This window comes from Sphingomonas daechungensis, assembly GCF_039543105.1.
Taxonomy (GTDB): Bacteria; Pseudomonadota; Alphaproteobacteria; order Sphingomonadales; family Sphingomonadaceae; genus Sphingomicrobium; species Sphingomicrobium daechungense.
In genome coordinates, this window is sequence record NZ_BAABJC010000001.1 from 1 (window position 1) to 26,128 (window position 26,128).

The following is a 26,128-nucleotide window of genomic DNA, read 5'->3' on the forward strand; positions in this document are numbered from 1 at the left end:
ACGGACAAGAGGTATCGCACGGCGTCGCAAAACGTCGCTGGTCTCTGGCTCAACAGCCAGTACGGCCCGCCGCGCTACTTCGGCATCCAGGGCGGTATTCACTTCTCGTCCGAGCGCGCTGCTCCGCCGCCGCCGCCGCCTCCGCCGCCGCCGCCGCCACCCCCTCCGCCGCCGCCCCCTCAGACCTGCGGCGATGGATCGGTGATCCTGGCGACGGATGCCTGCCCGGTGCCGCCGCCTCCGCCACCGCCGCCACCTCCGGCGCCCGAGCGCGGATAGCGAACTGGTGAGAGGTCGCTCCTCGGATGATTCGATGACGATCCGCCAGCGCGTGGGGGTGTGCCTTGCCGCCGCTGCGCTGGCGATCGGCCTGTCGGCTTGTGGGAAGCGGAGCGAGGCCGATAATCAAGCCGGTGAGCTGGTTCAGTCGACGGATGAATTCCAGTCGCGCGCCGGCAAGCCAATCGACATCGAAAACCATCCGGGCAAAGACCTCTTCGAGAACAATTGCGCGATGTGCCACAACGGCACCGTGCCTAAGGCTCCCAACCAGGTGTGGTTGGAGATGATGGCTCCCGACGCGATCCTCGCCGCAATGAACGGTGGCCTGATGAGCAAGCAGGCTGCGTCGCTGAGTTCTCAGGAGCGAGTGCAGATAGCTGAATATCTGTCGCGGATCAGCTTGGCCGATTACCGTCCGCCGGAGCCTCCGAAGCAGTGCAGCTCCCCGCAATTGGCTGGTGGTCCTCCACCCGCGGCAGTGGGGTGGGGGCTGGATAACCGGCGTTTCGTGCCCGCGTCCGTTGCCGGCCTGTCGGCCCAGGACGTCCCCAAGCTTAAAGTGAAATGGGCGTTCGCCTATCCGGGAGCGATCCGCGCCCGCTCGCAGCCGTCGATCGGCTGGGGCACTGTCTTCGTCGGCGGTCATGACGGAACGCTTTATGCGTTCGATCTCGCCAGCGGCTGCTTGCGCTGGAGCAAGCGGATCTCGGCTGAGGTTCGGACTGCAATCGTCGCCGACGCTGCAACCAAGCGTCTCTACTTCGGTGATATTCTTGGCCGCGCCTATGCCGTGAACGCCATGAACGGCGCCGAGATCTGGCAGCGCAAGGTCGACAATCACCCGAACGCGACGATTACTGGTACTCCAAGCCTCGCCGCCGGCATGCTCTTCGTGCCCGTGTCTTCGCTTGAGGTCACGTCAGCCGCCGATCCCGCCTACGCGTGCTGCACCTTCCGCGGAAACGTGGTTGCGCTTGATCCTGCCACTGGAGCGGAGCGGTGGCGGACGTTCACCGTTCCTCAGCCCGCCAGAAAGGTGGGCAAGACGAGCAGCGGCACGGATATCCTGGGACCGTCCGGAGCCCCGGTATGGAATAGTCCGACCTACGACGCCAAGCGTGGGCTCCTCTATTTCGGCAGCGGCGAAAACTACTCGACGCCGGCGGACGGGAACAGCGACGCGGTCATCGCCGTCGATGCGAAGACCGGAAAGCGCCGGTGGACGGCTCAGCTGACGACAGGCGACGCGTGGAACGTCGGCTGCATGATGAAGAATGCCAATTGTCCCAAGGAGAACGGGCCGGACCTCGACGTCGCAGCCTCTCCGTTGCTGATCCCCCTAGGGGGCAAGGACATTGTCGTGGCGGGCCAAAAGTCTGGCGTCGTCCACGGGATCGATCCTACGACCGGCAAGATCCTCTGGCGCACCCGGCTGGGACATGGCGGCACTCAGGGCGGAGTACATTTCGGAATGTCGGCCGAGGGCAATCGTGTGCTCGTGCCGATCAATGACATGGCTGACACCCGTGATGGCCGAAAGTACGACGCCAGCATTCGAGGTGCGGGTATCCACGCCGTCGATGCTACGAATGGCAAGATCCTCTGGCGCGCATTTGCTCCCAACAATTGCGGCAGTAAGCAATTTTGCGATCCCGGCATTAGCTCGGCCGTGACTTCCATCCCGAATATCGTTTTCGCGGGTCACCTCGACGGTCAGTTCCGGGCTTATGATTCCCGGACGGGAAAGATTGTCTGGGCCTACGACACGACGCAGCCGGTGAAGACGATCACGGGTGAGACCGGGAAAGGCGGGGGAATGAGCGGTCCAGGCGCAGCTGTCGCAGATGGCTATGTCGTCGTGAACTCAGGCTACGGGCTCTACTACCATATGCCGGGCAACCTGCTGTTGGTCTTCTCGGCGCGCTAGGCAGCAGCGACAAAGGGGCAGGTCTGCTCTTTCTCGACCAGGTCGAGGACGAAGGCCATCTTCGCCATCCCGCCGATAAAGCCTGCAACGACCCCGAGTTCGCAGATTTGCGCGTCGTCGAATTGCGCGCGAAGCTTTGCATAGAGATCGCGATCGAGCCGGCCGGCCGGATTGGTCAGCAGCATTTCGTCCCCGAACTCCAGAACTGCGCGCTCAGCGGGCTCGAAGACAGACCGGTCGCCTTCGATGGCATCGATATGCCCCTGGTCGTAGCCGATGCTCTTCAGCCCTGCGGTATTCTGCAGATTGCAGCTGCGGCAGCCGTGGGCGAGGCTCAGTCGAAGCCGCAGAAGCTGCTTGTACTTCTCCGCGACCCGTCCTCCGAAGAAGATCTTCTGGTAGAATTCGACCATCGCGAATTGCAGAAGCTCCGGTGCGTTCGCCATCGCTTCGATGAACGTCGGCTCCCCGGTGAGACCGTTGAGCATGTCCCATGCGCCTTGCCATTCGCTGGAAAGCTGATCGCGCGGAATGCGCTGCAATACCGTGTCGGCCATCACGTCCTCCGGTTCAGGCGCCTCCGCCCACGTCGAAATAGTCCGGCATGCCCGCAGGCCAGACGACGCCCCATTGCGCCATCCCGCCATCGACCGTCAGGACTTCACCCGTGACGAAATTGGCCGCATCGGAAGCAAGATAGACGGAGGCCTCGGCGACATCCCAGGCATTGCCCAGGCGCTTCATGGGATTGGCCTCGTGGAAGCGGGCGAGGGCATGGGGCGGGTAAACGGTGAACCCCTCTGTCTCGATCGTTCCCGGCGCCACGCAGTTCACGCGAATGTTCAGCGGAGCCCATTCGGTCGCGATGGTCTTCGAGAGGTAGATAACACCGGCGCGAGCTGCGCAGCTGTGAGCCGCTTGGGGCATGCCGCGTTCGACATGCGCGACGATATTCACGATGTTGCCGCCGACGCCCTTATACCGCCAGCGCCGAGCCGCCTCCTGCATCATCCACCAGGTACCGTTGAGATTGAGATCGATGACCGCGCTCCAGCCTTTCCGGCTGAAGTCGATGGCGTCCTGGGGAAACTGGCCGCCAGCATTGTTCACCACGGTGTCCAGCCGCCCGAAGCGGTCGTGGACAGTGTCCAGCAATTGCTCGACGGCCTCGGGTTCGCGAATAGACATTGCGGCAATCAGTGGCTCGCGCCCCGTGCTTGCCGCAATCGCATCGCGGGCTTCCTCGAGCTTTGAGTCCGTCCGTCCGCAAATGGCGACGTCGGCGCCAAGTCGCGCCGCGAGAAAGGCAATGGCCTTGCCGATCCCGGTGCCGCCACCGGAAACCAGCACGACTTTCCCGTCCAGCAAATCGTCGCGATAGACCGTAGGCCGCTCGGCCAGCTCGGCGTTGGTCAAGCCGAACGCCGGCCCGTCACTTTCCACGGCCGCATCGATGTCCAGAGGTTGGCGGTTCACGCAGGCTCTACCCACGAATCCAGAACTGGCTCCACGCGTAAGTCGGCGGCGATGCGGTTTCGCCCGATCCGGCGGTCGAACTCTTCATGATAATGGTAGATCCTGCGCTCCTGATAGCAGAGCGTCATGCCCTTGAACCCGGGGCTTTCAAGCGACTCTTGGATTTGCGGCGCGAACTGGGTGTCCTCCTCGAGAATGCGCTCGAAATTGCTGATGCGCTTGTCCCACAAGTCGCTTCGGCCCTCGGGTCCGAAAGGCGGGCTGAACCAGTGGCATTCGATCCGCATCGTACTGTCTGTCACAGGCCAGAACACCAGCATGGGCATTCCGGTTGCGGCAGGCGGCATCACGATGTTCGGGAAGATGTAGTAGCTGACGTTGTTAAGGCGCGGAATCTCCGTGACGGTCGGGATTTCAGGCAGTCCGATGGTGCCCGGGTCCACCCAGTCGGGCCGCCGGTTTGGCGTCGTCATCCGTGAATGACCGCCCGGCCAAAGCGTGATCGTCGTTCCGCGATAGTCGAGAAAGCGGTCCACCGTGTTCTGATGGATCGACTTGAGGTGATAAACCTCGAGGAAGGCGTCGAGCAGGACCTTCACGTTGCAGCCGACGTCGTAGCTTCGGGAGTCGACTAAGGTCAGGGTCTCCGGCTGAAATTGGTCCAGCTCGGCCGCCACGGGTCCAAGCGCTTCCCGCAAAGGCTGTGGCTCGTCCTCATCCTCGTTCACGAAGATCCAGCCGCCGAGCGTTTCGCAGGCGACCGGAATCAGCGAGTGACAGGCGAAGTCAATGTCCACGAAGTCGCGCTTGTCGCGAACGGCGACCAGCTTGCCATCGAGAGTGTAGCTCCATCCATGATAGCCGCAGACGAAACCACGACCTTGGCCGTCGTCTTCCTTCACCAGCGGTGCCCCCCGGTGACGGCAGGTGTTGTAGAAGGCCCTGATCGTATCATCGAGACCGCGTACGACGACGATCGGTGAGCCCGTCTTCTTGGTCAGGAACCAGCTTCCTGCTTCCGGCAATTGGTCCTTGTGGCCAGCGTATAACCAGCTTCGCTTCCACAGCCCGGCTTGCTCCAGGGCCAGGAACTCCGGATCGACGTACCGGCCAGCAGGGATGTCGGGGAAACGCGGAAAGCCCTCAGGCGGGCCTTTGCGATTGGCCTCGTAGATCATCCCTTCGCGGATGCGTTCCGTGGTTGCTGCGTCCACCCGTGGGGATCCCTCTATTCCTTTGTCCAAAGCGTTACATTGGCATCAATAAAAAAACAATCATGTTTGACTTTTTTCTGAACTCGGGAGACAGCCGAGAACAGGCGGGAGAAGCGGATAGCAAGATGGATTTTCGACTGACCGAACAGCAGCGCGAACTTCAGGCTGCGGCCCGCGAATTCGCCCGTGCGGAGCTTCCGGACATCGCTTCCCAGTTGGAACGCGACAACCGGCCTCCGTCACGCGACTTGGTGCGGCGATACGCCGGGATGGGCTTCCTCGGCATCAACGCGCCCGCCGAGCTTGGCGGGCTTGGCCTCGGAAGCGTCGACGCCCTGATCGTTCTGGAGGAGTTTGCCAAGATCTCTTCGGCGGTCGCCTTCCCGATCTTCGAATCGATGGTCGGCCCGGTTCGCGCGGTTGAGCATTTTGCTGGCCAGGCGTTGAAAGACCGCGTGGTACCCCAAGTTTGCAGTGGCGAGATGATCGTCGCCGTCGCCATGTCCGAGCCCGACGCGGGAAGCGCGTTGACCGACCTCAAGACTCGGGGCGTTCTCGACGGCGACGTCGTGACCCTGAACGGCACCAAGCGCTGGTGCTCGGGGGGCGGGCATGCGGACGCCTACGTCGTCTACTGCCGTTTGTCCGACGATCCCGGCGCGAAAGGCATCGGCGCCGTGCTGGTCGAGAAGGACGCGCCTGGGCTGACGTTCGGTCCGAACGAGGAGTTGATGGGTTTCCGGGGCATTCCCTCGGCGGATCTCAACTTCGACGACTGTTCTGTTCCTGCGGAGAACATCATCGTTCCCGCAGGCGGCTTCAAGCAGCTGATGGAGGCATTCGACCTGGAACGCTGCGGCAATGCGACCATGGCTTTGGGACAGGCCAGCGGAGCGCTCGAAGACGTTCTTCAATATGTCCAGGAACGCCGGCAGTTCGGCAAGCCGCTGGTCGATTTCCAGGCCGTTCAAATGAAGCTCGCCGAAATGCAGATGAAGGTCGAGGCCGCGCGGCTGCTGATCTGGCGTGCTGCCGGCAATGCAGAGGAGGGCCTTCCAAGCGTCCTCGACAGTTCGGTCGCCAAGTGCTTCGCCAACTCGATTGCGCGCGAAGTGACCGGCGATGCTGTGCAGCTCATGGGCGCCTACGGTTATTCGAAGGAGTTTCCGATGGAGCGGCGTCTTCGCGACGCCTGGGGGTGGGGGATCGCGGGCGGCGCGATCGACATCCAGAAGGTCAACATTGCCAGCGCCATGCTCGGACGCCGTTTCGACCAGCGCAAATAGGATGGCCTTCGAACGCGTTGCTTCTTTGTCCGAGATTCCCGAGAGCGGGAGCAAGGCTTTCGATGTCCGCGGGACGCCGGTGCTCATCGCCCGGGCTCCGATGGGAATCTACGCGGTCGGCGCCATTTGCAGTCACCAGTACACGCCGCTCGAAGGCGGCAAGCTGAAGGCCTGCTTCATTTTCTGCCCGCTTCACGGTGTTCGCTTCGACCTGCGAGATGGGAAGCCGGCGGGGACACTGACCGATCAGCCGATCCCGACTTGGCCGGTCATGCTGCAGGACGAAGACGTCCTCGTCGATCTCGGCTGACCATGGCGCGGCTGCTCCATATCGTCGGTAGCCCACGCGGCGAGCGCTCACGATCCGAAGCCATCGCCAATCACCTGATCGGCAAGCTCGGTGGTATGAAAGTCGACCGGCTCGACGTTTGGGACATCGACTTGCCCGAACTCGATGGCGCGATGATCGAGAGCCGCTACCGCCTCATTCACGGCGCCGATGTCGAAGCGGGTTTCACGCCGGTTTGGGACGACCTTCGCGCGATGGTCGATCATCTGCTGAGCTTCGACATCTGGCTGTTTTCCACCCCCATGTGGAATTTCGGTCTTCCGTATCGCCTCAAGCACTTCGTCGATTGCATCATCCAGCCGACGATGGCCTTCACCAATGATGCGGCGGGTAATCTAACTTTCCACGGCACTGGCCGGACCGCCGTTCTGATCGGTGCGGGCGCTCTAGATATCCGCCCCGGGAGCGAATTGGCGCACTTGGACTATCAGCTAGCGCACCTCGAACACTGCCTCCGCTTCTATTTCGGCATCGATCCCATTCATTGCGTGCGCGTCGCACCGACATTCGGCTCTCTGGAGGACGTTGAGACGGTGATGCGCAAGGCGGAAGAAGAGGTCGAAGCTCTCGCGCTCAACTTGCAGAATGCCGCCGGTAGACGAGATTGATGCTTCGGAAGCGGAGGACCGTTTCGCCGCGCTGGTTCGTCAGGAAATATTGCGTAATCGCTGTTCCGCGGTCGTTGCGACTGGAGGATGGCTTCAATTCCAGAACTTCGGATCGAGCAATCACCGTGTCGCCGGGCCGAAGCGCGTGCTCCAGCCGAAACTCGTCGAAACCGATGCCGCAGACGAAGTCGATATCGCTATTCATCGTATGGTCGAGTTGCCGCCAGATCGCGAGGACGTGGACCCCGCTCGCGACGACCTCCCCGAAATGCGATTCTCGCGCGGCATCGGGGTCGGAGTGGAACCACTGCGGGTCATATTCGCGAGCAAAGCGAACGATCTCGTCAACGGTCACGGTGCGCGTCTGCGACTGCCGAGTTTCGCCGACCTGGAGATCCTCGAATTTGCGTGGGGGTCGTTCCATCACCGATAGTCGCGCCAGGTCGACAGGCGCTCCGGATAATCTGCCGGCGCGGGCTCCGCATATGCGCGCATCCTTTTCTCCTCGCCGAGCACGCGCACGTAGTCGGCGACAGGGATGTAATAGAGAAATGCAAGCTCTCGCTGCGCGAACCGCCAGACGCCATCCTCGCGCCGATATTCGTCCTCGTAGCGAAGAGCCGTCACCATCATTTGGTCGTTCCGCCAAAGCTCGGCATGGGCCGACAACGTGCCCGTGGCCCCGTCCGCAGCTCCGCCAATCCGTATCCAGTGGTCGTGGCTGACATGGTTGGAGGGACCCAGAACGCGGAATCGCTCTTCGTACTGACGGATGATTGCGTCGCGCCCTGTCGCCTCCATCACGCCGTCGCGGGAGTAGACGCGCGCGTCCTCCGTGAAGAGTTCGCGAACGGCGGCAAGATCATGGTTGTCGATGGCAAAGCAGTAACGCGCCGCAAGCGCCCGGATCGCGCTTTCCGCCTCGAGCCGCTCGACACGTTGCATCAGGTCGTCGTTGGCCATCTGCGTACGATGGCGCACTGGCTCCCACAGGTCCAGAACCGCGCGAAGGAGATTGCGGCATGATTGAGCAACTCGACATCGAGCGCTTCGGCGCCATCGCGCGGATCGTTCTCAATCGATCCGACGCCGGCAATACGATCGACGAGAATTTGGCTGAGGCTTTCGCTGAGGCCGCTGCGCAAGTTGCCTCGGACGGCGAAGTCCGCGTGGTCGTTCTGACGGGTGCAGGGTCGCTGTTTTGCGGAGGTGGTGACGTGCGCGCGATGGCGGCCGCACCGGATGGCGCTTCGGCTGTGATCGACCGGATCACGTCCAACCTTCATCGGGGGATCGTCACACTGTTCGAGATGTCGAAGCCGCTGGTAACGGTCGTCAACGGTCCCGCCGCAGGAGCAGGCTTGGGCCTGGCGATCCTGGGCGACATCGTGCTCGCTTCAGAGGCTGCGCACTTCACTTCAGCCTATACTGCTATTGGCATGACGCCGGATGGAGGAACGAGCTGGCTGCTTCCGCGCCTGATCGGGCTCCGTCGCGCCCAGGAAATGGTGCTGACGAACCGCCGGATCGGGGCACGAGAAGCCGAAGCCATCGGTCTGGTTTCCCGGGTAGTGCCGGCCTCAGACCTGCGCTCGGTAGAAGACGAAATCACGACGGCCCTGGACCGAGGAGCCATGGCGGCGACGGGAAAGGCGCGCTGGCTTCTGCGTACGAGCTACGAACGCAGCCTGGCCGATCACCTCGCAATTGAGGCGCAATCCATCGTGCAGGCCGCTTCCATGCCGGAAGGTCAGGCCGGAATTGCCAGCTTCCTCAATCGTCGGAAATAGTTCTGGAAGGAATGGTGGACGCACTAGGGCTCGAACCTAGGACCCGCTGATTAAGAGTCAGCTGCTCTACCAACTGAGCTATGCGTCCACTGCCATTCGGCGGATGCTCCGGCGGCGATGCACGCCTTGAGCGGCGGGGCCGGTAGCACGCTGAAACTTGGTGTGCAACCGGTCTTGGCTCCAATTAGCTCGTGAGATCCGTCTTCGTCCTCTGCTGCCGCTCGAGGGACATCAGGATTCCGAGGCAGATCATGACGGTCATGACGGCCGATCCACCGAAGCTGACCAGGGGAAGGGGAATCCCGACCACTGGAGCCAGCCCCATCACCATCATCAGGTTGATCGACGAATAAAAGAAGATCGTCGCGGTCAGGCCAGCGGCCGTCAGCTGTGCAAATCGCGACTTGGCATTGGACGCGACGCGCAGGCCCCAGACGATCACCGCCGCGAAGCACAGGATCAGCAGGGCACCGCCCAAAAGGCCCCATTCCTCGACCCAGGTCGCGAAGGCGAAATCGGTATGGCCTTCGGGAAGGTAGTCGAGGTGACTCTGGCTGCCGTTGAGAAAGCCCTTCCCGAAAATGCCGCCGGAACCGATCGCGATCTTCGACTGAGTAATGTGGTAGCCGGCGCCGAGTGGATCGCTCTCAGGGTTCAGGAAGATATCGATCCGCTTCCGCTGATATCCGTGCATGAACTGGTAGACGATTGGAATCGCTGCCCCGAGCACACCTGCTGGGATGAGGAACACACGCAGTGGGACTCCGGCGATGAACATGACCGACACGCCGCCAAGGAGCACCATCGTCGCGGTTCCGAGGTCGGGCTGAATCAGGATCAAGGCCCAGGGCACTCCGATCAATGCCACGGCGGGCCAGATCGCGCGCCATTTGCGGATATCGCCGGCCGGAAGCAGTTCGTAGAAGCGCGCCAGCACGATCACGATTGCGGGTTTCATGAACTCGCTCGGCTGAAGGCGAATGAAACCAAGATCGATCCAGCGTTGTGCGCCCTTGCCAACGAAACCGACTGCCTCGACGATGATCAGCATGACGAGGATGGCGCCATAGGCTGGGAAGGCGAGCTGCTTGATCGTGGCCTCGCGAATTGTCGACATTCCGACGGCGACGGAGAGAAAGAACAGGACGGTAATGCCCTGCTTCATAGCCCAGGGACGTACTGAGCCGCCCGCCGCCGAATATTGCGTGAGGAAGCCGATTCCGGCGATCCCGACGATGACGAAGATCAGCCGCCAGGGCAGGCGCGCCAAAGGCTGCGGGATGATCGCTGAGGAAATCACGTCGCGTTCCTTGGAGCGGCCTTGAAGGCAGCGAGCTGGCGCGCATTGCGCTCCGCAAGAGTCCCGCCCCATTGCTCTTCGAGGGGGGCGAGGGCCGCCATCGCCTTCTCCTTGTCGAACAAATAGGTCATCGAATCACGCACGATCGGCGCGGCTGCCGAGGCGCCGAAACCTCCGTGCTCGATGATGCAGCCGATCGCGTAGCGAGGTTTGTCGGCAGGCGCGAAGGCGATGAACAAGGCGTGGTCGCGAAGGGCCCAGTTGGATTGATGGCCGCGCTCGCCCAGCCTGAACACTTGGGCGGTGCCCGTCTTGCCTGCCATCTGGATCCCATCGAGCGGCAGTTTCGATGCCACCGCGGTACCGCTGCCGTTGACGACTGCGGCCATCGCATTGCGAATGATTTCCTGATTTTCGAGACTGGCGTTCACGGGCGCAGGAGGCGTCTGAGGGTCGCTCATCAGCATACGCGGCTGGAGCAGTTTTCCGGACGCCAGCCGGGCCGGCATGACCGCAAGCTGCAATGGGTTCACCAAGACGTAGCCCTGACCGATCGACGTGTTCGCCGAATCGTATCCTTGCCACTTGCGATGATACTTCTTCTCGAGCCATTTCGGGTTCGGCATCGTGCCGAAACGCTGGGACGGTATCGGTAATTGGAACTCCTGGCCGTAGCCGAGGTCGTTCACCATCTTGGTCGTCAGCGTAGGATCGGTGATCAGGCCCGTCGCCCAGAAATAGGTGTTGCAGCTGCGCTCGATGGCCGAGTGCATATCCATCGAGCCGTGCACAGCGTCACAGCGAAAATAGCGGTTTCCGATCTGGTAGCCGCCCGCGCAGTGAACCCGTCGCTTCGGATCGACTCCCTGCTCCAGGAAGGCCAGCGCCATCGCAGGCTTAATCGTCGACCCTGACGGATAGAGACCTTGGGCGACCTTGTTCAGCAGAGGGATGTGGTCGTTTTCCGACAACATCTTCCATTCGGTCCGGCCGATGCCCTCACTAAAGCTATTCGGGTCGAAGGCTGGCATCGATACGAACGCGAGAAGGTCGCCGTTGGCCACGTCCATGGCGACGAGGGAACCGGACTGATCGCCCATTCGCCGCGACGCGTAGAGCTGCAGGCCTTGGTCGATTGTCAGCTGCACGGTCTGCCCGCTGCGATCGGGCTTGGGATCGAGTTCCTTCACCAGCTTGCCGCGAGCAGTGACCTCGACACGTTGACCACCGGGAGTCCCACGAAGATATTTTTCCAGTGACTTCTCAAGGCCCTGCTTTCCGATCTTCACACCTGGGATGATCAGCAAGGGGTTCTTGTCCTCGGCCTCATATTCCTTCGCGTTGGCAGTGCCGACATACCCCACGAGATGGGCAACTGCGGGACCGTCGGGATAGTAGCGCGAGAAGCCCCGGGTGGCCTGTACCCCGGGCAGGTCAGGCAATCGAACCGTGACCGCTGCATATTGCTCGAACGAGACGTTTTCGGCGACCTGCACCGCCTGGAACCCACGACCCTGCTTCAGTTCGCGCAGGATGCGATCCACGTCATCTGTGCTGAGGTCAAGCAGCTCAACGAGCGTCTTGAGAGTCTTCTCCGGCTCCTCGAGCTGCTGCGGGATCAGGTCGATGCGGAAGCTCGAGCGATTGATCGCGATCGGAACCTTGTTCCGGTCAATGATCCAGCCGCGGCGAGGCGGTACGGGGATCAGCTGGACCCGGTTGCTCTCTGACAGAAGTTGATACCGCTCGTTCTCCCTGACCGACAGCCAGCCAAGGCGACCGAGCAGGACCGCCCCGACCGCCGCCTGGCCGCCTGCAAGCAGCATCATCCTCCGGGAAAAGGTGATGGTCTGGTGTACGGAGGAGAAGCGTTTCTCCATCTTCACCGGCCCAACCTCCAGCGATCGATCCGCGACACGATCCAGGCGACGATCGGGAAAGCCAGCACCGAAAGCAACAGCGGGGGGAGGATCGTCCGGAATGGCATTGGAGCGCCCATGACTTGGGCAATGCGCCATTCCGCCGCTTCGTTGCCCAGCAATAAGAGCGCGGCGAGAGCCCACTCCAGCCAGTATCCGCGCCACATGGTGCGACGGTCGGCAAGATCGAGCGCGAGCATGGCTGCAGTCCAGACAGTAACCGAGAGTCCGATCGGGTGGCCTGAAACCAGATCGTTGAACAAGCCCATCGGTGCTGCCCACCAGCTTGGCCAGCAATCCGAACGAAGGAGGCGCCATGAAATCAGCACGAGGAAACCAAAATCCGGAAACCAGCCCCTTTCCGAGACGATGGGAAGTGTGATTAGCAGGCTTGCCACGAGGACCGAGATCGCGGGGACGTATTGTGCTCCGGAAACCGGCCCCTGGCCGATGTTCCGGCCTTGGGCGAGAGCGGCACGAACCATTACTCGCCCTCCGTCGCGGCGCCTGCCTCCTCGGCCACGGCCGAAGGCTCATAGGGCGCCTCGACAAGCGCGAAGCTCGTGGAGCTTGGGTCGGCGAGGGGGATGGCGATGGCGCCATCGTCATCGAGTCTCACTACCCGGGCGATCGGCACGAGCGGAGGGTAGAGGCCGCCGGTCCCGGAGGTGATCACGATATCACCGGGTTTGAACGGATTTCGCCCGACTTCGAGAGGACGCAAGTCGATAGTCCCGTCGCCGCGCCCCTGGCTGATGACCGGTTGGCCATCCCGAAGGATCTTGGCGGGGACAATGCTGGCCCTGTCGGAAACAAGAAGAATGCGCGAGGCGAGGGCGCCAGTGTCGACGATGCGGCCGATCAGCCCGTTGGACGATCGAACAGGCATGCCAACGCGGACGCCGTCGGATGACCCCACGGAGAGAATGGCGTACCGCCGGGGGCTGTTGAAAGAGGACCCGACAATGCGGCCGCTCGCGACGACGGCAGGTGCATGCTCGCGAAGCTCCAGAGCCTTTTTCAGTTCCTGATTCTCCAGCGAGATCGCGCGCGCCTCGACAATTCGCTGCATCATCAGTTCGCGTTCGCGCTTCAGCTGAGCGTTCTGGCGCGCGGCGTCCCAATAGTTGCCGGCTCCGGTGAAAACGCCGGCGACCGTATCGGTGACGGCGCGCGTCCCCGATGTCACCGGTGCGGTGGCGTCGAGAGCAACCCCTCTCACCGTAGCATAACTCTTCGGGGCAACCAACGATAAAGCAAGGAGAAACAAGCCGATCAGGAGGCCTGCGATGGCGGCCAGAAAGCTAAAGAACAGCCCGTACTGAGCGCGTCGCGACCAGCCTGGACGGGTGGCCGCCACCCCTCAACGCACCCTTACGCGGTTTGCAGGACGCCGCGGAACTGCTCTTCCTCGAGCGCCCGGCCAGTGCCCAGAGCGACGCAGGTCAGCGGATCCTCGGCGACCGTGACCGGAAGGCCGGTTTCGTCACGAAGCACTTCGTCCAGTCCCTGGAGGAGCGCTCCGCCACCGGTGAGCACAATGCCCTGATCGCAGATGTCGGCTGCCAGCTCCGGCGCCGTATTCTCAAGCGCGATGCGGACGCCCTCGACGATCGTCCCCACGGGCTCCGAAAGCGCCTCGGCAATCTGGCCCTGGTTGATCGAGATCTCCTTGGGAACGCCGTTCACGAGGTCGCGGCCCTTGATGTGGACCGTCTTGCCGACACCGTCGGTCGGCGGCTTGGCGATTCCGACTTCCTTCTTGATCCGCTCGGCCGTGGCTTCACCGATGAGAAGGTTGTGGTTGCGGCGGACGTAGGAGCTGATGGCCTCGTCCATCTTGTCGCCGCCGACGCGCACCGAGGTGGTGTAGGCCAGGCCGCGGAGGGAGAGCACCGCGACTTCGGTCGTGCCGCCACCGATATCGACAACCATCGAGCCGATCGGCTGCGTCACCGGCATGTCGGCGCCGATCGCGGCGGCCATCGGCTCCTCGATCAGGTAGACGGCGCTGGCGCCGGCGTTCGACGCCGCATCGCGGATCGCGCGGCGCTCGACCGAGGTCGAACCCGAAGGGACGCAGATCACGATTTCCGGAAAGCGCCAGGCGCGCATCTTGCCGCCATGCACCTTGTGGATGAAGTGCTTGATCATCTGCTCGGCGACGTCGATGTCGGCAATGACGCCGTCACGAAGGGGACGGATGGCCTCGATCTGGTCGGGCGTCTTGCCCATCATCAGCTTGGCATCGTCGCCAACAGCCTTGACCTTCTTGACGCCGTTGATGGTCTCAATCGCGACCACTGACGGCTCGTTCAGAACGATGCCGCGGCCACGAACGTAAACCAGCGTATTGGCGGTCCCCAAATCGATCGCCATGTCGTGCGACATCCACTTGAACCAGCGCGTCCAGAACATTCTTCCCCGTCTCTCGCCCTTTGCTCGATCAACCCAACAGGCCCTATCCTGCTGATTAACCGGCCATTAAACTCATCCCATTGAATGCAAACTGAATTTTTCGCAGAAATCAGCGCTTCGCTGGCCCGGTCGTAATCGGCTAGGAACGGTTAACATGTCAATAAGAAGGCTACCGTCCGAGCTCGTGAATCGCATCGCCGCTGGCGAGGTCGTAGAACGCCCCGCGAGCGCCCTCAAGGAGCTTGTTGAAAACGCCCTAGACGCCGATGCGACCACAGTCAGAATCCGCCTGATCAATGGCGGTCTGGAACTGGTCGAGGTCGCCGACGATGGCTGCGGGATGGTCCCCGATGAGATGCGGCTGGCGCTGGAGCGTCACGCGACGTCCAAACTTCCTGACGATGTCCTCGACCGGGTGACCAGCTTCGGCTTCCGGGGCGAGGCGCTCCCATCCATCGCCAGCGTCTCGCGCTTCACGCTCCAGAGCCGGGTCAGGGGTGGCGATGGCTGGCAGATCCAGATCGACCATGGATCGCTGGTGGGCGAGGGTCCGGCCTCGATACCCCCAGGAACTTTCGTTCGAATCGAAGCTCTTTTCGACAAGATACCGGCAAGACGTAAGTTTTTGCGAAGCCCGCGAGCCGAATATGCCGCTTGCCTGGATGCCGTCAGGCGATTGGCCATGGCACGAAGCGACGTCGCCTTTCAGCTCGAGCACGACGGCCGCCGCATCCTGTCGCTCCAGCCGACAACGCCGCCGCAGCGAATTGCCGAGCTGCTCAGCGCGGAGCTCGACAGGAACGGCATCGGCATCGACTGCGAGCGGAACGGCATGGGCCTGACAGGCGTGGTCAGCCTGCCGACCTTCAACCGCGGTATGGCCGACCAGCAATATCTTTTCGTCAATGCGCGCCCGGTAAAGGACCGGCTGCTCGTCGGAGCGCTTCGCGGCGCTTACCGCGATCTGATCGCCCGGGACCGGCATCCCATCGCCGCTTTGTTCCTTTCGGTCCCACTCGAAGAGGTCGACGTCAACGTGCATCCGGCGAAGACCGAAGTGCGATTCCGCGATCCGACCGCCGTCCGCGGACTAATCGTCGGGGGAATTCGCGCGGCGCTGGACGAGGCCAGCCAGAAGAGCGCGACGCGTGAGCAGGCCGCTGCACCGGTGCTGTGGACGACAAGCGTGTCCTACGACGAACAGCGAGACCGTGTTCCCGAGACCTGGGCGCCTCCACCTACCTTAGGAGAGAGCAGGCTTCAGGAAGCGCGGGCGCTGTTCGATCACGCTCCCGCCGCTCGTGCAGAACCGGCGGTTGCCGAAGTGCCGAAACACCCGCTCGGAGTGGCCCGCGGCCAGGTTTCAGCGACCTACATCGTCGCCGAGGCGGAGGACGGCCTGGTGATCGTCGACCAGCATGCCGCGCACGAACGCCTGGTCCTGGAGCGAATGCGCGCGGCACGAGAGGGAGGCGCCATTCCACGCCAGCCCTTGCTCATGCCGGAGGTCGTCGACCTCGACGAGCCCGATTGCGACCGGTTGGAAGCGGCCATGCCCGACCTCGAAGCGCTCGGCCTGGAAATCGAGCGCTTCGGCCCGACCGCAATCCTGGTTCGCTCGACGCCGGCTGCGCTCGGCAAAACGGACGTTCGCGACCTTCTGTCCGATCTGGCAGCCGAACTTGCCGAGCTTGGCAGCGCCTTTTCACTCCAGGAGAAGCTCGATCACGTCGCGGCGACCATCGCCTGTCATGGCTCCGTACGGGCCGGTCGCGTGCTCTCGGTTGTCGAAATGAACGCCCTCCTCCGGGAAATGGAGGTCACGCCGCGCTCCGGCCAGTGCAACCATGGGCGGCCGACCTGGGTAAAGCTCGGCCACGCCGAGATGGAAAAGCTGTTCGGAAGGCGCTGAAATCCGGCGTTTTCCAGCGACAAGTCGGCTGCCGCCTGCTAAGCTTGACGCCGTCCGAAGGAGACCGGTCATGGACAACTCAAGCAACGTCAACGGCGATCGCGTCTATTTCGCCCAACGCGCTGCCGAGGAGCTCGAACTGGCGCTTTCTGCCAAAGATAGGGACGCAGCCGACGCGCACCGCCGGCTCCAGCGGGTCTACACGGAGCGCGCGTCGATCGGAGCCAGGGTCACCGATCTTCCCGAGCAAGTCGGCTAGGAGCCGCCGAGGCTCTTCAGGTCCTGGAAAACCCGTTCCATCTGATGGCTGTGTGATCTTGCGCGGGCGCCTTCCAACTCAGGGTAGCCGTCGGCAGCTTCTCTTCGCAACGCCTCGGCAAACCGACCGCTGCGCACGTCCTCGAGGACCTGACGCATATTCTGCCTCACATGCTCGTCCACCACACGCGGCCCGCCAAGCGCCGCGCCAAGCTCCGCCGTGTTCGAGATCGCCTCGCGCATTCCGGCAATCCCGCGCGCTTCGATGAGATCGGCAAGAAGCTTCAACTCTCCGACGCATTCCAGGTAGGCGAGCTCGGGTGACACGCCGGCCTCCACGAGCGTTTCGAACCCGGCGACCAGGATCTCGGGAACCGCACCCCAGACAACCGCGCCCTCGTTGAACAGGTCCGCTTCGCATTCCTCGGCGAAGCTCGATGCGATCAGGCCGGCGCGAGCGCATCCAATCGCTTTCCCGTAAGCGAGTGCCAGATCACGGGCCTTGCCGCTGGCATCCTGCGCAACGGCCCAGACTCCGACCATGCCCTTGCCGCGCTCGTAGAGGGACCGCAACGCGACGCCCGGACCCTTGGGCGCCACCATGAAGACGTCGAGGTCGTGCCTCGGATGAATTTGCCCGAAGTGGACGGTCAGGCCGTGGCTGAAGCCGATCGCGGCGCCGTAGCGGATGCGCGCTTCGACTTCCCTGTAAATCCCGGCAAGCGCTTCGTCGGGCGCGAGAAACATGATGACGTCAGCCGAGGCGGTGGCTTCCTCGACAAGCGCGATCTCCAGTCCGGCTTCCTCGGCAGCCCGAGCGCTTCCCGATGCGCCGCGCAGGCCCACGACGACGTCGATTCCGCTGTCCTTGAGGTTGAGCGCCTGCGCGCGTCCCTGGTTGCCATAGCCGAGGATGGCCACCCTTTTGCCCGCCAGCGGCCCAATGTCGATGTCCCGATCGCGAAGCAGGTCCATGGCTTTCGCGCTTACGGCTTCGATCCGAGCAGGGCCAGCGCTGCTTCTATCGACTTTCCTTCAAACGGCTCGCGAAACCTGGGCCAGGCCTCCGGCGGCTGATGTGCAAACCACGTATATTGGCGCTTGGCGTAACGACGCGTAGCCTGCTGGCCCGAGGCAATCGCCTCGTCACGAGTGACGTCACCTTTGAGCCATCCGGCAATTTCTCGGACGCCGATCGCTCGCATGACGGGCAGGGCAGGGTCCAGATTTCTCGCGAGGAGGGAGCGGACTTCCGCCGCCGCTCCTCGATCGACCATTTCGCTGAACCGTTCGTCACACCGCCGATAAAGCCACTCACGGGGCGGAAGAAGAATGATCGGCGCCAGCGAGATGGCATGCGAAATCCCGCCTTCTCGTCGTTGCTGCCACTCTGCCAGCGTGATCTTGGTCGAAAGCACGACCTCCAGCGCTCTTGCGATGCGCGTGGTGTCAGTTGCCTTTAGCCTCCCGGCGGCGACCGGGTCGAGCGCGGCAAGCTTTTCTCGGTTCTTGGCCACCGACGCGTCTCGGACCAACCTGCGAATCTCGGGATCGATTGCGGGAACGGGTGCGATGCCGTCCAGCAGCGTCCGAAGATAAAGTCCCGTGCCGCCAACCAAAATCGGCACCTTTGAGATTGCATGAATGTGAGAGATTTCCCGCTTGGCCATCTGGGCCCACTCGGCAGCGGAGCATGGGTCGGCCCCGTCGCGCACGGCGTAGAGGCGATGCTCAGCACGCGCCGTCTCCTCGGGCCTCGGAGCAGCGCTCAGAATCGGAAGGTCGCGATAAATCTGTGCGCTGTCGGCGTTGACGATCACCCCGCCGATTTGCTCTGCAAGGCGCAACGCCAGACCCGACTTGCCGCTTGCGGTCGGCCCGGCAATGAGAGCGACAGGAGGTTTTTCGACCCGCATGGCCATTGTGACCCTGATAGCAGCCGGATGCCTCGATGACAGGCTGATCGACCGCGCCCTCGGCTCGCTGCGCGAGATCGACCCGAAGGCCGCGTTCGCTGCCTGGATCGACGAGGGCGACGCGGTCGACCTCAAGGTCAGCGGCGATCTCAAGGCCATTCGCTGGGCGCTCGACGGCATGGAGGGCGTCGACGTGTTCGTTCAGCCGGAGGAGAACCGTTTCAAGCGGTTGCTTGTCGCGGACATGGATTCGACCATTGTCGGGCAGGAATGCATCGACGAGCTCGCGGATTTCGCAGGCCTGAAGCGCGAGATTGCCGAGATCACCGAGCGCGCCATGCAAGGCAAGCTCGACTTCAAGTCGGCGCTTCGTGAGCGGGTAGCGATGCTTTCCGGACTCGATGAGGAGTCCATCCAGCGCTGTGTCAAGGAACGCGTGATCCCGAACCCCGGGGCAGCAACGCTCATCCGCACCATGCGCGTCGGTGGCGCCTATTGCATGCTCGTCACCGGCGGGTTCGTGTCGTTCGCCGACCCAATTGCCAAGTTGCTCGGCTTCAATTCGATCAGGGCCAACCGGCTGCTGTTCGATGGCGGCCTTCTCAGCGGATCCGTGGAAGACCCGATCGTCGACGCGCAATCAAAGGTCGAAGCGCTGGTCGAGATGCGGTCTGAGCTTGGTCTTTCGCCCGATCAGGTGCTGGCTGTAGGCGACGGCGCCAACGACCGGCTGATGGTCGAGGAAGCCGGACTCGGCGTGGCCTTTCGTGCGAAGCCGGCGCTGGCGGAGGTCGCGGACGCACGCCTCGATCATCATGGACTGGACGCATTGCTCTGGGCGCAGGGCATTCGCCGTCGCGACTGGGTCGTCGGCTAGCGGCCTATTTCGCAGGCACCGGGAAGCAGGCCTGACCCTTTGCAGATAGGGTATTGCAAGCTGCCGCGGCAGCCGCCTTGCTTTGATACGGACCAACCTGGAGGCGAGTGACTGCACCCGCTGGAACCAAGAACGGCTGCCGGCCCGCCACAGGCGCATTGCTTGCAAGCCGCTTGTACAGCGCTTCCGCCGAGGATCGTTGCGAAAACGCGCCGAGCTGGATGCGCCAGGTACCGGTGGCGGGTGACGTCACTGCAGTCTCTCGAACCGCGACCTTCGGAGCCGACTTTGCCGGAGTTGCCGGCTTCGGTTTGGGAGCAGCGGTTTGCGTTTTCGCTTTTTGCATCGCCAGCGCGACGCCCTTCTTGCGTTGCTCAAGCGGCATGATGCCGTCCATCTGCGCGAGCGTATTCCTTGCCGGCTCAAGACCCTGGGCCGCGGACCGGCTGACGTAGGCGTAACCGAGAACAGGATCCTGCGCGACGCCGTCACCGTTGAACAGCGCGGTTCCATAGACGAGCATCGCCCGTGCATCGCCTTTCTCGGAAGCCGCCTTGAGCCATTTCAGGCCATCCGCCTGATTTCCGTTCTGGAAAAGCAGCAGGCCGAGCGTGGCCTGCGCGTCCACATGGCCTTTGAGCGCCGCTTTCTCGAACCAGCCTTGCGCTGCGCCAAGATCGACAAGCACGCCGCGCCCAAGTCGGTAGGCCTGGCCCATGTTGAACGCCGCATCTGCGTCGCCGGCCTCGGCGAGGGGACGCCAGATCGCAATCGCATTGGCGTAATCGCCCTGCTGCCAGGCATCGATACCGGATTTCACGGCCTGCGCCGCAACTGGCATCGCCCAGGCGAGCGATGCGAGGAAAAAGGCTGCACTCCAGGGCCTGGTACGCATTTGGCTCCGACTCCTTGTGCGACAACCGTAATCCTCGCCGCTTCAACAGCAACAGTCTCTTGACGATGTTAACCAGATTTTAGCGCCTTGGGTGTCACTCCCGACGTCGAATTGAAAGCTTCGGCGAGGGGAAAAGCATGCGCGTTCTGGCAATGGCATCGCAGAAGGGCGGGTCGGGAAAGACGACCTTGTCCGGACATCTTGCGGTGCAGGCGCAGCTGGCGGGGGCAGGCCCGGTCTGCCTGATCGACATCGATCCGCAGGGCAGCCTTGCCGACTGGTGGAACGAGCGCGAGGCCGAAATGCCGGCCTTTGCCCAAACCACCGTCGCTCGCTTGGCCTCCGACCTCGAAGTCCTTCGCCAGCAGGGCTTCCGCCTGGCGGTCATCGACACGCCGCCGGCCATCACCATGGCGATCCAAAGCGTCATCGCCGTCGCCGAGCTGATCGTTATCCCGACCCGTCCGAGCCCGCACGATCTTCGCGCTGTTGGTGCGACGGTCGATCTTTGCGACCGCGCCGGCAAGCCGTTGATTTTCGTCGTCAACGCAGCGACGCCCAAAGCCAAGATCACCTACGAAGCCGCCGTCGCGCTCTCGCAGCACGGAACGGTCGCCCCGGTCACGCTTCACCACCGCACGGATTTCGCAGCGTCGATGATCGACGGCCGCACGGTGATGGAAGTCGACCCGAACGGCCGCTCGGCCCAGGAAGTGACCGAGCTTTGGGACTACATCTCGGATCGTCTCGAAAAGAATTTTCGCCGCACGGTTTTCGCGGCGCCCGGAGCCTCTTCGGCGGCTCCATCCACGCCTCGCCCGGTTGGCGGCTTCGGCCGTCGTGTGGTCGGCCAGTAAGGAGGCGACTTAAGTGATGTCCGAACCGAAGCCTTTCGCTTCTCTCTCTTCCGGATTGCTGGCCCGCAAGGGTGGCGCTCGCCCGGCGATGCGTCCCCAGGGTTTTGGCCAGATCGGTGGAAATCTAGAAGATCTCGGCTGGAACGACATGGGTTTCGAGGCTCCCAAGCCTGCGGAAACGCCGCGTGATGCAGAACATGACGCTTTTGGTGAGCCGATCGCCGAGCATCCTGCGCTTCACGGCCATGCCGGACTCACGCCAGTGAACTCGCCCGTGCATTCGCAGCACGCGGAAATCGAAAACGCGTTCCAGGAACCGCTAGACGTTTCCGACGAGGGTGAGGAGGTCGATGAGACCGCCGAGCTCGTTAATGAATCCGACGAACTGCCGGTGCAGCCCGTCGAAGCCAAGGTCCCGATGTACGTGGTGCCCTCGGCTCCGGCTCCGGTCGCTCGTCGTGTCTCGAAGCCGCGTTCGGCTCCGGGCAGCAAGGGGAAGGCTGCGTTCACACTTCGGCTCGATCCGGAGCGTCATCTGAAGCTGCGTCTGGCCTGTGCCCTCAATGGGCGTTCGGCTCAGCTTCTCGTCACCGACGCGCTCGATCAGTTTCTCGGCGGAATGCCGGAGCTGGAGGCGATGGCCGAAAAGGCCAAACGCAAAGGGTAAGCACTGGCCTGACGAGGCCAAACGCAAGGGGTAAGGCAAATGAAACCGCTTCGCTTGGGAACTGCAGTTTCCGCTGTCGCACTGGCTACCATGGTCGCCGGATGCGCGTCACCGATGTCGCGAAGCGCGCAGGTTTCGAAGGGCAAGGCCAACATGGCCTATGCCCTTCGCGCGCAAATGGCGATCGACTCCAATGACTATGCATCCGCCGTCGGCCTTGCCGAGAGCGCAGTCGAGGCGAGCCCGCAGGACGCCAACGTTCGCGGCCTGCTCGGCAACGCTTATTTCGGTGCCGGCCGCTTCGCTTCGGCGGAAGCGGCTTATGGCGACTCGCTGTCGTTGGCCGCGATGCAGCCGTCGGTCATCCTGAAGCGCGCACTGGTCCAGATCGCCCAGGGCAAGAATGACGAAGCGATTTCGCTTCTCCAGCAGTCGCAGAGCATCGTCGATCCGGCGGATTATGGCCTTGCTCTCGCTCTTGCTGGTCGTTCGGCCGATGCGGTGCAGATCCTCGACGTTGCGGCTCGCGCCAACGGCGCTGATGCCCGGGTCCGCCAGAACCTGGCGCTCGCGCTGGGCCTCAGCGGCGACTGGAACAATGCCCGAATCGTCGCTTCGCAGGATCTTCCGGCTGATCAGGTCGACGCTCGCGTCCAGCAGTGGATGTCGCTTGCCAAGCCGGCGCACGCCTACGACCAGGTTGCCGCGCTGACTGGCGTGACGCCGTCGGTAGTCGGCGATCCCGGTCAGCCGGTCCGCCTGGCGCTGAACGGCAGCTCGAACACTCGGGTTGCTCAAGCGGCCGCTGCTCCGGCGCCTGTGCAGGTCGCGGAAGCGGCTCCAGTGCCGAACGCGCCTTATTATTCCACCCCGGTGTCGCAACCGGACGAGCTGGCTCCGGCGCCTGCTCCCGCTCCCGTCGTTGAGCAGCGTGAGGCAATTGCCGTAGCTGCTGCGGTTTCGCCCGAAGCCCCGGCTGCATTCGCGATGATGTCTTCGAACTTTGCTCCGAAGGCAAAGCCAGCGAAGGCCAAGAAGGCGGCGGCTCCGGCGCGTCCGGCGCTTGCTTCTGCGTCCGGCAAGTCGAAGGCCGTGGTTCAGATCGGCGCCTACAGCTCCGAAGCTCGCGTTTCGGCGGCTTGGGCGCAGCTTTCGAAGAAGTACCCGGGCTTGCGGAAATACTCGCCGATGGTCGCCCGCTTCGATGGACCGAAGGGTACCGTGTGGCGCCTGTCGATCCGTGGCTTCGGAAGCCAGTCTGAAGCGGCGTCGAGCTGCTCCGCACTGCGCGGCAAGGGCGGGACCTGCTTCGTTCGCGGTGTGGCCGGCGACTCGCCGGTGCAATTCGCGTCGCGGTGATCAGCCGCCGGTAACGAGCTCGAGGCAGGCCATTCGCGTGGCCACGCCAGCCTCGACCTGAAGCAAGATCAAGGAACGTTCGGGATCGTCGGCGACATCGTCGGCGATCTCGACGTTCCTGTTCATCGGCCCAGGATGCATGACCACAGCGTCCGGAGCGGCCCTGCCAAGGCGTTCCGCTGTCAGGCCGTAGCGCTCAAGATATTCTCCTGGGCCATCCCCGAGGTCCTCTTCCAAGCGTTCGCGCTGGACCCGGAGCATCATCACTACATCCGCGCCGTCGATGGCCTCATCGATCGAAAGGGCAGGGATGTCGCCTGGAAGCAGGGACGGCGGGCCCGCCAGCCTGACCTCGGCCCCGAGACGGGGGAGGAGCTTGGCGTTGGACCGGGCGACGCGGCTGTGGCGAATGTCGCCGCAAATTGCGACCTTCAGGCCACTCAAGTCACCGAAGCGGATCTGAAGCGCCAGCGCATCCAGGAGCGCCTGCGTCGGATGCTCGTTGGTACCGTCTCCGGCATTGATCACGGCACAATCCATCAATTCGGTCATGGCCGCCGGAGCGCCGTTCTCGCGGTGGCGGATCACGACGACGTCGGGGCGCATGGCGTTGAGCGTCCGCGCCGTGTCCTCGAAGGTTTCGCCCTTCTTGATCGAAGACTGTTCGACCGGGAGGAACACGGGCGAGGCGCCCAGACGGTGCGCAGCGGCCGCGAAGGACATCGCGGTGCGGGTCGAGTTTTCGTAGAACAGGTTGAAGACGAGCTTGTCGTGCAGGCTCTTGTCCTGCCCCCGCGAGCCCGAGCGATTATACTCGAACCACCGCTGGCCGCGGTCGAGAATGCGCTCGATCTGGGCGTCGCTCAGCGAATCGATTGAGATGAGGTTCACGAAGCAGACCGACTAATGCTGCTGCGGCAGGTTGGCCAGCGCATCGATCGCGCCCTGCAGGATGTGGGCGGCGGCGAGGGCATCGACCTTCTCCGCGCGCTTCGAGCGGCTGACGTCGGCCTCGATCATCGCCCGCTCAACTGCCTGGGTGGACCAGCGCTCGTCCCATAGGAGGATGGGCAGGCCCAATGGAGCGAGATTGCGGGCGAAGGCGCGGACCGACTGCGTCCGCGGCGAATCCGTGCCGTCCATGTTGAGAGGAAGTCCAAGGACAAGACCCTTTACCTGTTCCCGTTCAACGAACTTTCTGAGGTGTTCGAGGTCGGCGGTGAATTTGGTCCGCCGGAGAGTTTCGGACGGTCCGGCAAAGCTCCAGCCGGCATCGCACACGGCCAATCCGACGGTCTTCGTGCCGACATCCAGTCCGGCGAGCTTCCCGTGCGGGGTAGCCTCGGCGAATTCGGCGGGAGCGGACGTGATCAACGCTTCTGCCAAGCGGCAAGCCTCCGCCCCGCATCGTCCCGAATGGCGCCCCAGAACAGCGCATAGTCATAGACGTGATAATTGTTGCCGGGCAGTACGAACGGCCCGAGCGGCGGGATGTCGCCGTCGACCAGCAACAGCCCGTTGTCGCAGCGCGCGCCGACACGGTCCGCCTCCAGCGTTGCCGACGCGAAATTGGCAGTGGGGATCAAGGTGCCGGGATTGGCGGTCGGTGCGGCCGCGCCGTCCCTGGTGCCGGTCAGCGGGTTTACGCAGAGCATGTCCTTCCGCTCCCTCTTCAGCCCTGTCGGTCCCTGCGTGCCTTCCCACGCGTCCATGATCAGGTCGGGGTTCGCAGGCGACCCGAAACTCTGCCAGGACAGCACACAACCGGTCTCCTCAGGCGATGTGCAGGCGCCAAGCTTCATCGCCGGTAGGTCGGCGCTGGTGCTCAGCGGCCAGCCGACGACATAAGCCGCGACCAGGCGTCCCTTGAGGCCGTCGGCATGGTCACGAAGCAGGTGCGACAAGTGCAGCGCGCCCTGGCTGTGGGCGGCGAGAATGACCGGACCGGTTGGATTGCGCTCGAGGAACTCGGCAAATGCGGCGGAGACGTCCGAGTAGGCTAGGGCCAGCGCCTTTTCGGCATCGCTGCTCCTGAGCAGGAACGCGCCGAATGCCGCCTGACGATAGAGCGGAGCCCAGACTGCTCCGGAGGGTGAGAAGGCGCTGGCCTGGCTGCGCACGAACAGGTCGGTTCGCTGGCGGCTTTCCCGGTCGTCGATCGGCCCGTTCCAGCGATCGCGGCGCAAGTAGGTCGTCGGATGGACGTAGAAAACGGCCGCGTCGCCTGCGGGGACTGGGGCGGGGCGCCCGCCGGAGAAGCTGGTCGTCGCCGGGTTGCCGGTAAGCTCTGGCCGGGCGACCCAGCTGTCGAGCTTCGAATAGTCGGGGCCGGTGCGGGGCGACGGCGCCTGGAAATGCCCCTGCGGTGTCGCCTGGCTGATCAGCACCTGCTGCCCGAACTGATAGATCGCGAATGCTCCAGCGACGAACAGCAGGATCATGATGAAGACGAAGATGAGGAACCGGCGAGCGCACATTGGCCGGGCGCTCTATTCAGCCGGCCGTCAACGAGCAAGTTCGACCGCGAATGTTCCCAATGTTCGCACTGACGAGCTTTATTCGAAGAGCGAGGAAAGGGTTCAAAGCGTCGATCCAGTGAGCGTGATTGCGATGTTCGAGACGCAAGCACAGGAGGGGTCCTGTAGGACAGGTGTTTGTTGCGAGGTGGTCCTGGAGCCAGAGCCCCGACAATTTGCGGCCCATTGCGGACTCTTCGCCGAACTCTAAGCTGATCTACGGAGAGAGGGGGCGATGGCGAGCACCTGGGCCAAGGACCGCGCGCAGCGATTCTATGCTGGCGTCGCTTTGTTTGGCCTTG

At 63.3% G+C, this 26,128-nt stretch carries 27 protein-coding genes, 1 tRNA gene and 1 pseudogene; 12 read left to right on the forward strand and 17 right to left on the reverse strand.

Features of this window, described 5'->3' with window-relative positions; genetic code table 11:
- Positions 1-279 (forward strand): annotated as a pseudogene (locus ABD928_RS00005) (hypothetical protein); the annotation flags it as partial.
- 34 nt (positions 280-313) lie between these two features.
- Entirely contained in the window at positions 314-2,209 is a 1,896-nt protein-coding gene (locus tag ABD928_RS00010; protein WP_345164840.1) for an outer membrane protein assembly factor BamB family protein, read from the forward strand.
- Here the strand turns inward: ABD928_RS00010 and ABD928_RS00015 are convergent.
- From ABD928_RS00015 to ABD928_RS00025, 3 genes are read right to left on the reverse strand one after another with little or no spacing between them, the layout of a single operon-like run.
- On the reverse strand, positions 2,206-2,766 hold the full coding sequence (locus tag ABD928_RS00015; RefSeq protein WP_187713966.1) for a carboxymuconolactone decarboxylase family protein: 561 nt from the start codon (positions 2,764-2,766) through the stop codon (positions 2,206-2,208). The genes ABD928_RS00010 and ABD928_RS00015 overlap by 4 nt on opposite strands.
- Before the next feature lie 13 nt (positions 2,767-2,779).
- Positions 2,780-3,685 carry an SDR family oxidoreductase gene (locus tag ABD928_RS00020; protein WP_345164854.1) on the reverse strand — a complete coding sequence of 302 codons (906 nt, stop codon included), beginning with the start codon at positions 3,683-3,685 and terminating at the stop codon, positions 2,780-2,782.
- A complete protein-coding gene (locus ABD928_RS00025) occupies positions 3,682-4,899 on the reverse strand; it encodes an aromatic ring-hydroxylating oxygenase subunit alpha (protein ID WP_345164857.1) in 1,218 nt (405 codons plus the stop codon). Before ABD928_RS00025 ends, ABD928_RS00020 begins: the two co-directional genes overlap by 4 nt.
- Positions 4,900-5,024: 125 nt before the next feature.
- Here ABD928_RS00025 and ABD928_RS00030 point away from each other — a divergent pair, with 125 nt between their 5' ends.
- The 3 genes from ABD928_RS00030 to ABD928_RS00040 are packed head-to-tail and all read left to right on the forward strand — an operon-like array spanning position 5,025 to position 7,142.
- Positions 5,025-6,185 carry an acyl-CoA dehydrogenase family protein gene (locus tag ABD928_RS00030; RefSeq protein ID WP_345164860.1) on the forward strand — a complete coding sequence of 387 codons (1,161 nt, stop codon included), beginning with the start codon at positions 5,025-5,027 and terminating at the stop codon, positions 6,183-6,185.
- Between the two features lies 1 nt (position 6,186).
- Positions 6,187-6,495 (forward strand): Rieske (2Fe-2S) protein, encoded by a 309-nt coding sequence (locus ABD928_RS00035; RefSeq protein WP_187713967.1) that lies wholly within the window; start codon positions 6,187-6,189, stop codon positions 6,493-6,495.
- A 2-nt stretch (positions 6,496-6,497) separates the two neighbouring features.
- Positions 6,498-7,142, forward strand: a complete 645-nt coding sequence (locus ABD928_RS00040) for an FMN-dependent NADH-azoreductase (RefSeq protein WP_345164865.1) — start codon at positions 6,498-6,500, stop codon at positions 7,140-7,142.
- Here the strand turns inward: ABD928_RS00040 and ABD928_RS00045 are convergent.
- The gene (locus ABD928_RS00045) at positions 7,108-7,566 is read right to left on the reverse strand and encodes a MaoC/PaaZ C-terminal domain-containing protein (RefSeq protein ID WP_187713970.1); all 459 of its coding nucleotides are present in this window, start codon (positions 7,564-7,566) and stop codon (positions 7,108-7,110) included. The two genes, ABD928_RS00040 and ABD928_RS00045, sit on opposite strands and share 35 nt — an antisense overlap.
- Positions 7,566-8,105, reverse strand: a complete 540-nt coding sequence (locus ABD928_RS00050) for a nuclear transport factor 2 family protein (RefSeq protein WP_187715870.1) — start codon at positions 8,103-8,105, stop codon at positions 7,566-7,568. Before ABD928_RS00050 ends, ABD928_RS00045 begins: the two co-directional genes overlap by 1 nt.
- Before the next feature lie 59 nt (positions 8,106-8,164).
- On the opposite strand from ABD928_RS00050, the gene ABD928_RS00055 reads away from it, so the two are divergent.
- Positions 8,165-8,932 (forward strand): enoyl-CoA hydratase/isomerase family protein, encoded by a 768-nt coding sequence (locus ABD928_RS00055; protein WP_345164875.1) that lies wholly within the window; start codon positions 8,165-8,167, stop codon positions 8,930-8,932.
- A gap of 12 nt (positions 8,933-8,944) precedes the next feature.
- Here the strand turns inward: ABD928_RS00055 and ABD928_RS00060 are convergent.
- From ABD928_RS00060 to ABD928_RS00085, 6 genes are all read right to left on the reverse strand, one after another.
- Positions 8,945-9,020, reverse strand: a tRNA-Lys gene (locus ABD928_RS00060).
- 96 nt (positions 9,021-9,116) lie between these two features.
- On the reverse strand, positions 9,117-10,232 hold the full coding sequence (rodA, locus tag ABD928_RS00065; protein WP_345164878.1) for a rod shape-determining protein RodA: 1,116 nt from the start codon (positions 10,230-10,232) through the stop codon (positions 9,117-9,119).
- Positions 10,229-12,112 carry a penicillin-binding protein 2 gene (mrdA, locus tag ABD928_RS00070; RefSeq protein ID WP_345164880.1) on the reverse strand — a complete coding sequence of 628 codons (1,884 nt, stop codon included), beginning with the start codon at positions 12,110-12,112 and terminating at the stop codon, positions 10,229-10,231. The genes rodA and mrdA overlap by 4 nt, the downstream gene beginning before the upstream one ends.
- Positions 12,113-12,114: 2 nt before the next feature.
- Positions 12,115-12,636, reverse strand: a complete 522-nt coding sequence (mreD, locus tag ABD928_RS00075; protein WP_345164883.1) for a rod shape-determining protein MreD — start codon at positions 12,634-12,636, stop codon at positions 12,115-12,117.
- Entirely contained in the window at positions 12,636-13,373 is a 738-nt protein-coding gene (locus ABD928_RS00080; protein WP_345164886.1) for a rod shape-determining protein MreC, read from the reverse strand. The genes mreD and ABD928_RS00080 overlap by 1 nt, the downstream gene beginning before the upstream one ends.
- Positions 13,374-13,525: 152 nt before the next feature.
- Positions 13,526-14,569, reverse strand: coding sequence for a rod shape-determining protein (locus tag ABD928_RS00085; protein ID WP_345164889.1), 1,044 nt, complete (start codon positions 14,567-14,569; stop codon positions 13,526-13,528).
- A 154-nt stretch (positions 14,570-14,723) separates the two neighbouring features.
- Between ABD928_RS00085 and mutL the strand changes: the two genes are divergently transcribed.
- Positions 14,724-16,481, forward strand: a complete 1,758-nt coding sequence (gene mutL, locus ABD928_RS00090) for a DNA mismatch repair endonuclease MutL (protein WP_345164892.1) — start codon at positions 14,724-14,726, stop codon at positions 16,479-16,481.
- 70 nt (positions 16,482-16,551) lie between these two features.
- On the forward strand, positions 16,552-16,740 hold the full coding sequence (locus ABD928_RS00095) for a hypothetical protein (RefSeq protein WP_187713974.1): 189 nt from the start codon (positions 16,552-16,554) through the stop codon (positions 16,738-16,740).
- Here ABD928_RS00095 and ilvC read toward each other — a convergent pair.
- Positions 16,737-17,714, reverse strand: a complete 978-nt coding sequence (gene ilvC, locus ABD928_RS00100; RefSeq protein ID WP_187713975.1) for a ketol-acid reductoisomerase — start codon at positions 17,712-17,714, stop codon at positions 16,737-16,739. The two genes, ABD928_RS00095 and ilvC, sit on opposite strands and share 4 nt — an antisense overlap.
- 11 nt (positions 17,715-17,725) lie before the next feature.
- Positions 17,726-18,661, reverse strand: coding sequence for a tRNA (adenosine(37)-N6)-dimethylallyltransferase MiaA (miaA, locus tag ABD928_RS00105; protein WP_425569642.1), 936 nt, complete (start codon positions 18,659-18,661; stop codon positions 17,726-17,728).
- On the opposite strand from miaA, the gene serB reads away from it, so the two are divergent.
- Positions 18,654-19,532 carry a phosphoserine phosphatase SerB gene (serB, locus tag ABD928_RS00110; protein WP_187713976.1) on the forward strand — a complete coding sequence of 293 codons (879 nt, stop codon included), beginning with the start codon at positions 18,654-18,656 and terminating at the stop codon, positions 19,530-19,532. The two genes, miaA and serB, sit on opposite strands and share 8 nt — an antisense overlap.
- A 4-nt stretch (positions 19,533-19,536) precedes the next feature.
- On the opposite strand, the gene ABD928_RS00115 is transcribed toward serB, so the two are convergent.
- A complete protein-coding gene (locus ABD928_RS00115) occupies positions 19,537-20,427 on the reverse strand; it encodes an SPOR domain-containing protein (RefSeq protein ID WP_187713977.1) in 891 nt (296 codons plus the stop codon).
- Between the two features lie 137 nt (positions 20,428-20,564).
- Between ABD928_RS00115 and ABD928_RS00120 the strand changes: the two genes are divergently transcribed.
- The 3 genes from ABD928_RS00120 to ABD928_RS00130 are packed head-to-tail and all read left to right on the forward strand — an operon-like array spanning position 20,565 to position 23,310.
- The gene (locus ABD928_RS00120; protein WP_345164900.1) at positions 20,565-21,284 is read left to right on the forward strand and encodes an AAA family ATPase; all 720 of its coding nucleotides are present in this window, start codon (positions 20,565-20,567) and stop codon (positions 21,282-21,284) included.
- Between the two features lie 16 nt (positions 21,285-21,300).
- Positions 21,301-21,951 carry a hypothetical protein gene (locus ABD928_RS00125; protein ID WP_187713978.1) on the forward strand — a complete coding sequence of 217 codons (651 nt, stop codon included), beginning with the start codon at positions 21,301-21,303 and terminating at the stop codon, positions 21,949-21,951.
- Positions 21,952-21,990: 39 nt separating this feature from the next.
- Positions 21,991-23,310: an SPOR domain-containing protein gene (locus ABD928_RS00130; protein ID WP_345164905.1), complete on the forward strand. Its 1,320-nt coding sequence runs from the start codon at positions 21,991-21,993 to the stop codon at positions 23,308-23,310.
- Here ABD928_RS00130 and ABD928_RS00135 read toward each other — a convergent pair whose 3' ends face one another.
- The 3 genes from ABD928_RS00135 to ABD928_RS00145 are packed head-to-tail and all read right to left on the reverse strand — an operon-like array spanning position 23,311 to position 25,787.
- Positions 23,311-24,201, reverse strand: coding sequence for an aspartate carbamoyltransferase catalytic subunit (locus ABD928_RS00135; protein ID WP_187713980.1), 891 nt, complete (start codon positions 24,199-24,201; stop codon positions 23,311-23,313). It lies immediately after the preceding gene.
- 12 nt (positions 24,202-24,213) lie between these two features.
- Positions 24,214-24,684, reverse strand: a complete 471-nt coding sequence (gene ruvX / locus ABD928_RS00140; protein WP_345170109.1) for a Holliday junction resolvase RuvX — start codon at positions 24,682-24,684, stop codon at positions 24,214-24,216.
- Entirely contained in the window at positions 24,681-25,787 is a 1,107-nt protein-coding gene (locus ABD928_RS00145) for a DUF3089 domain-containing protein (RefSeq protein WP_187713982.1), read from the reverse strand. Before ABD928_RS00145 ends, ruvX begins: the two co-directional genes overlap by 4 nt.
- Positions 25,788-26,128 lie beyond the last annotated feature (341 nt).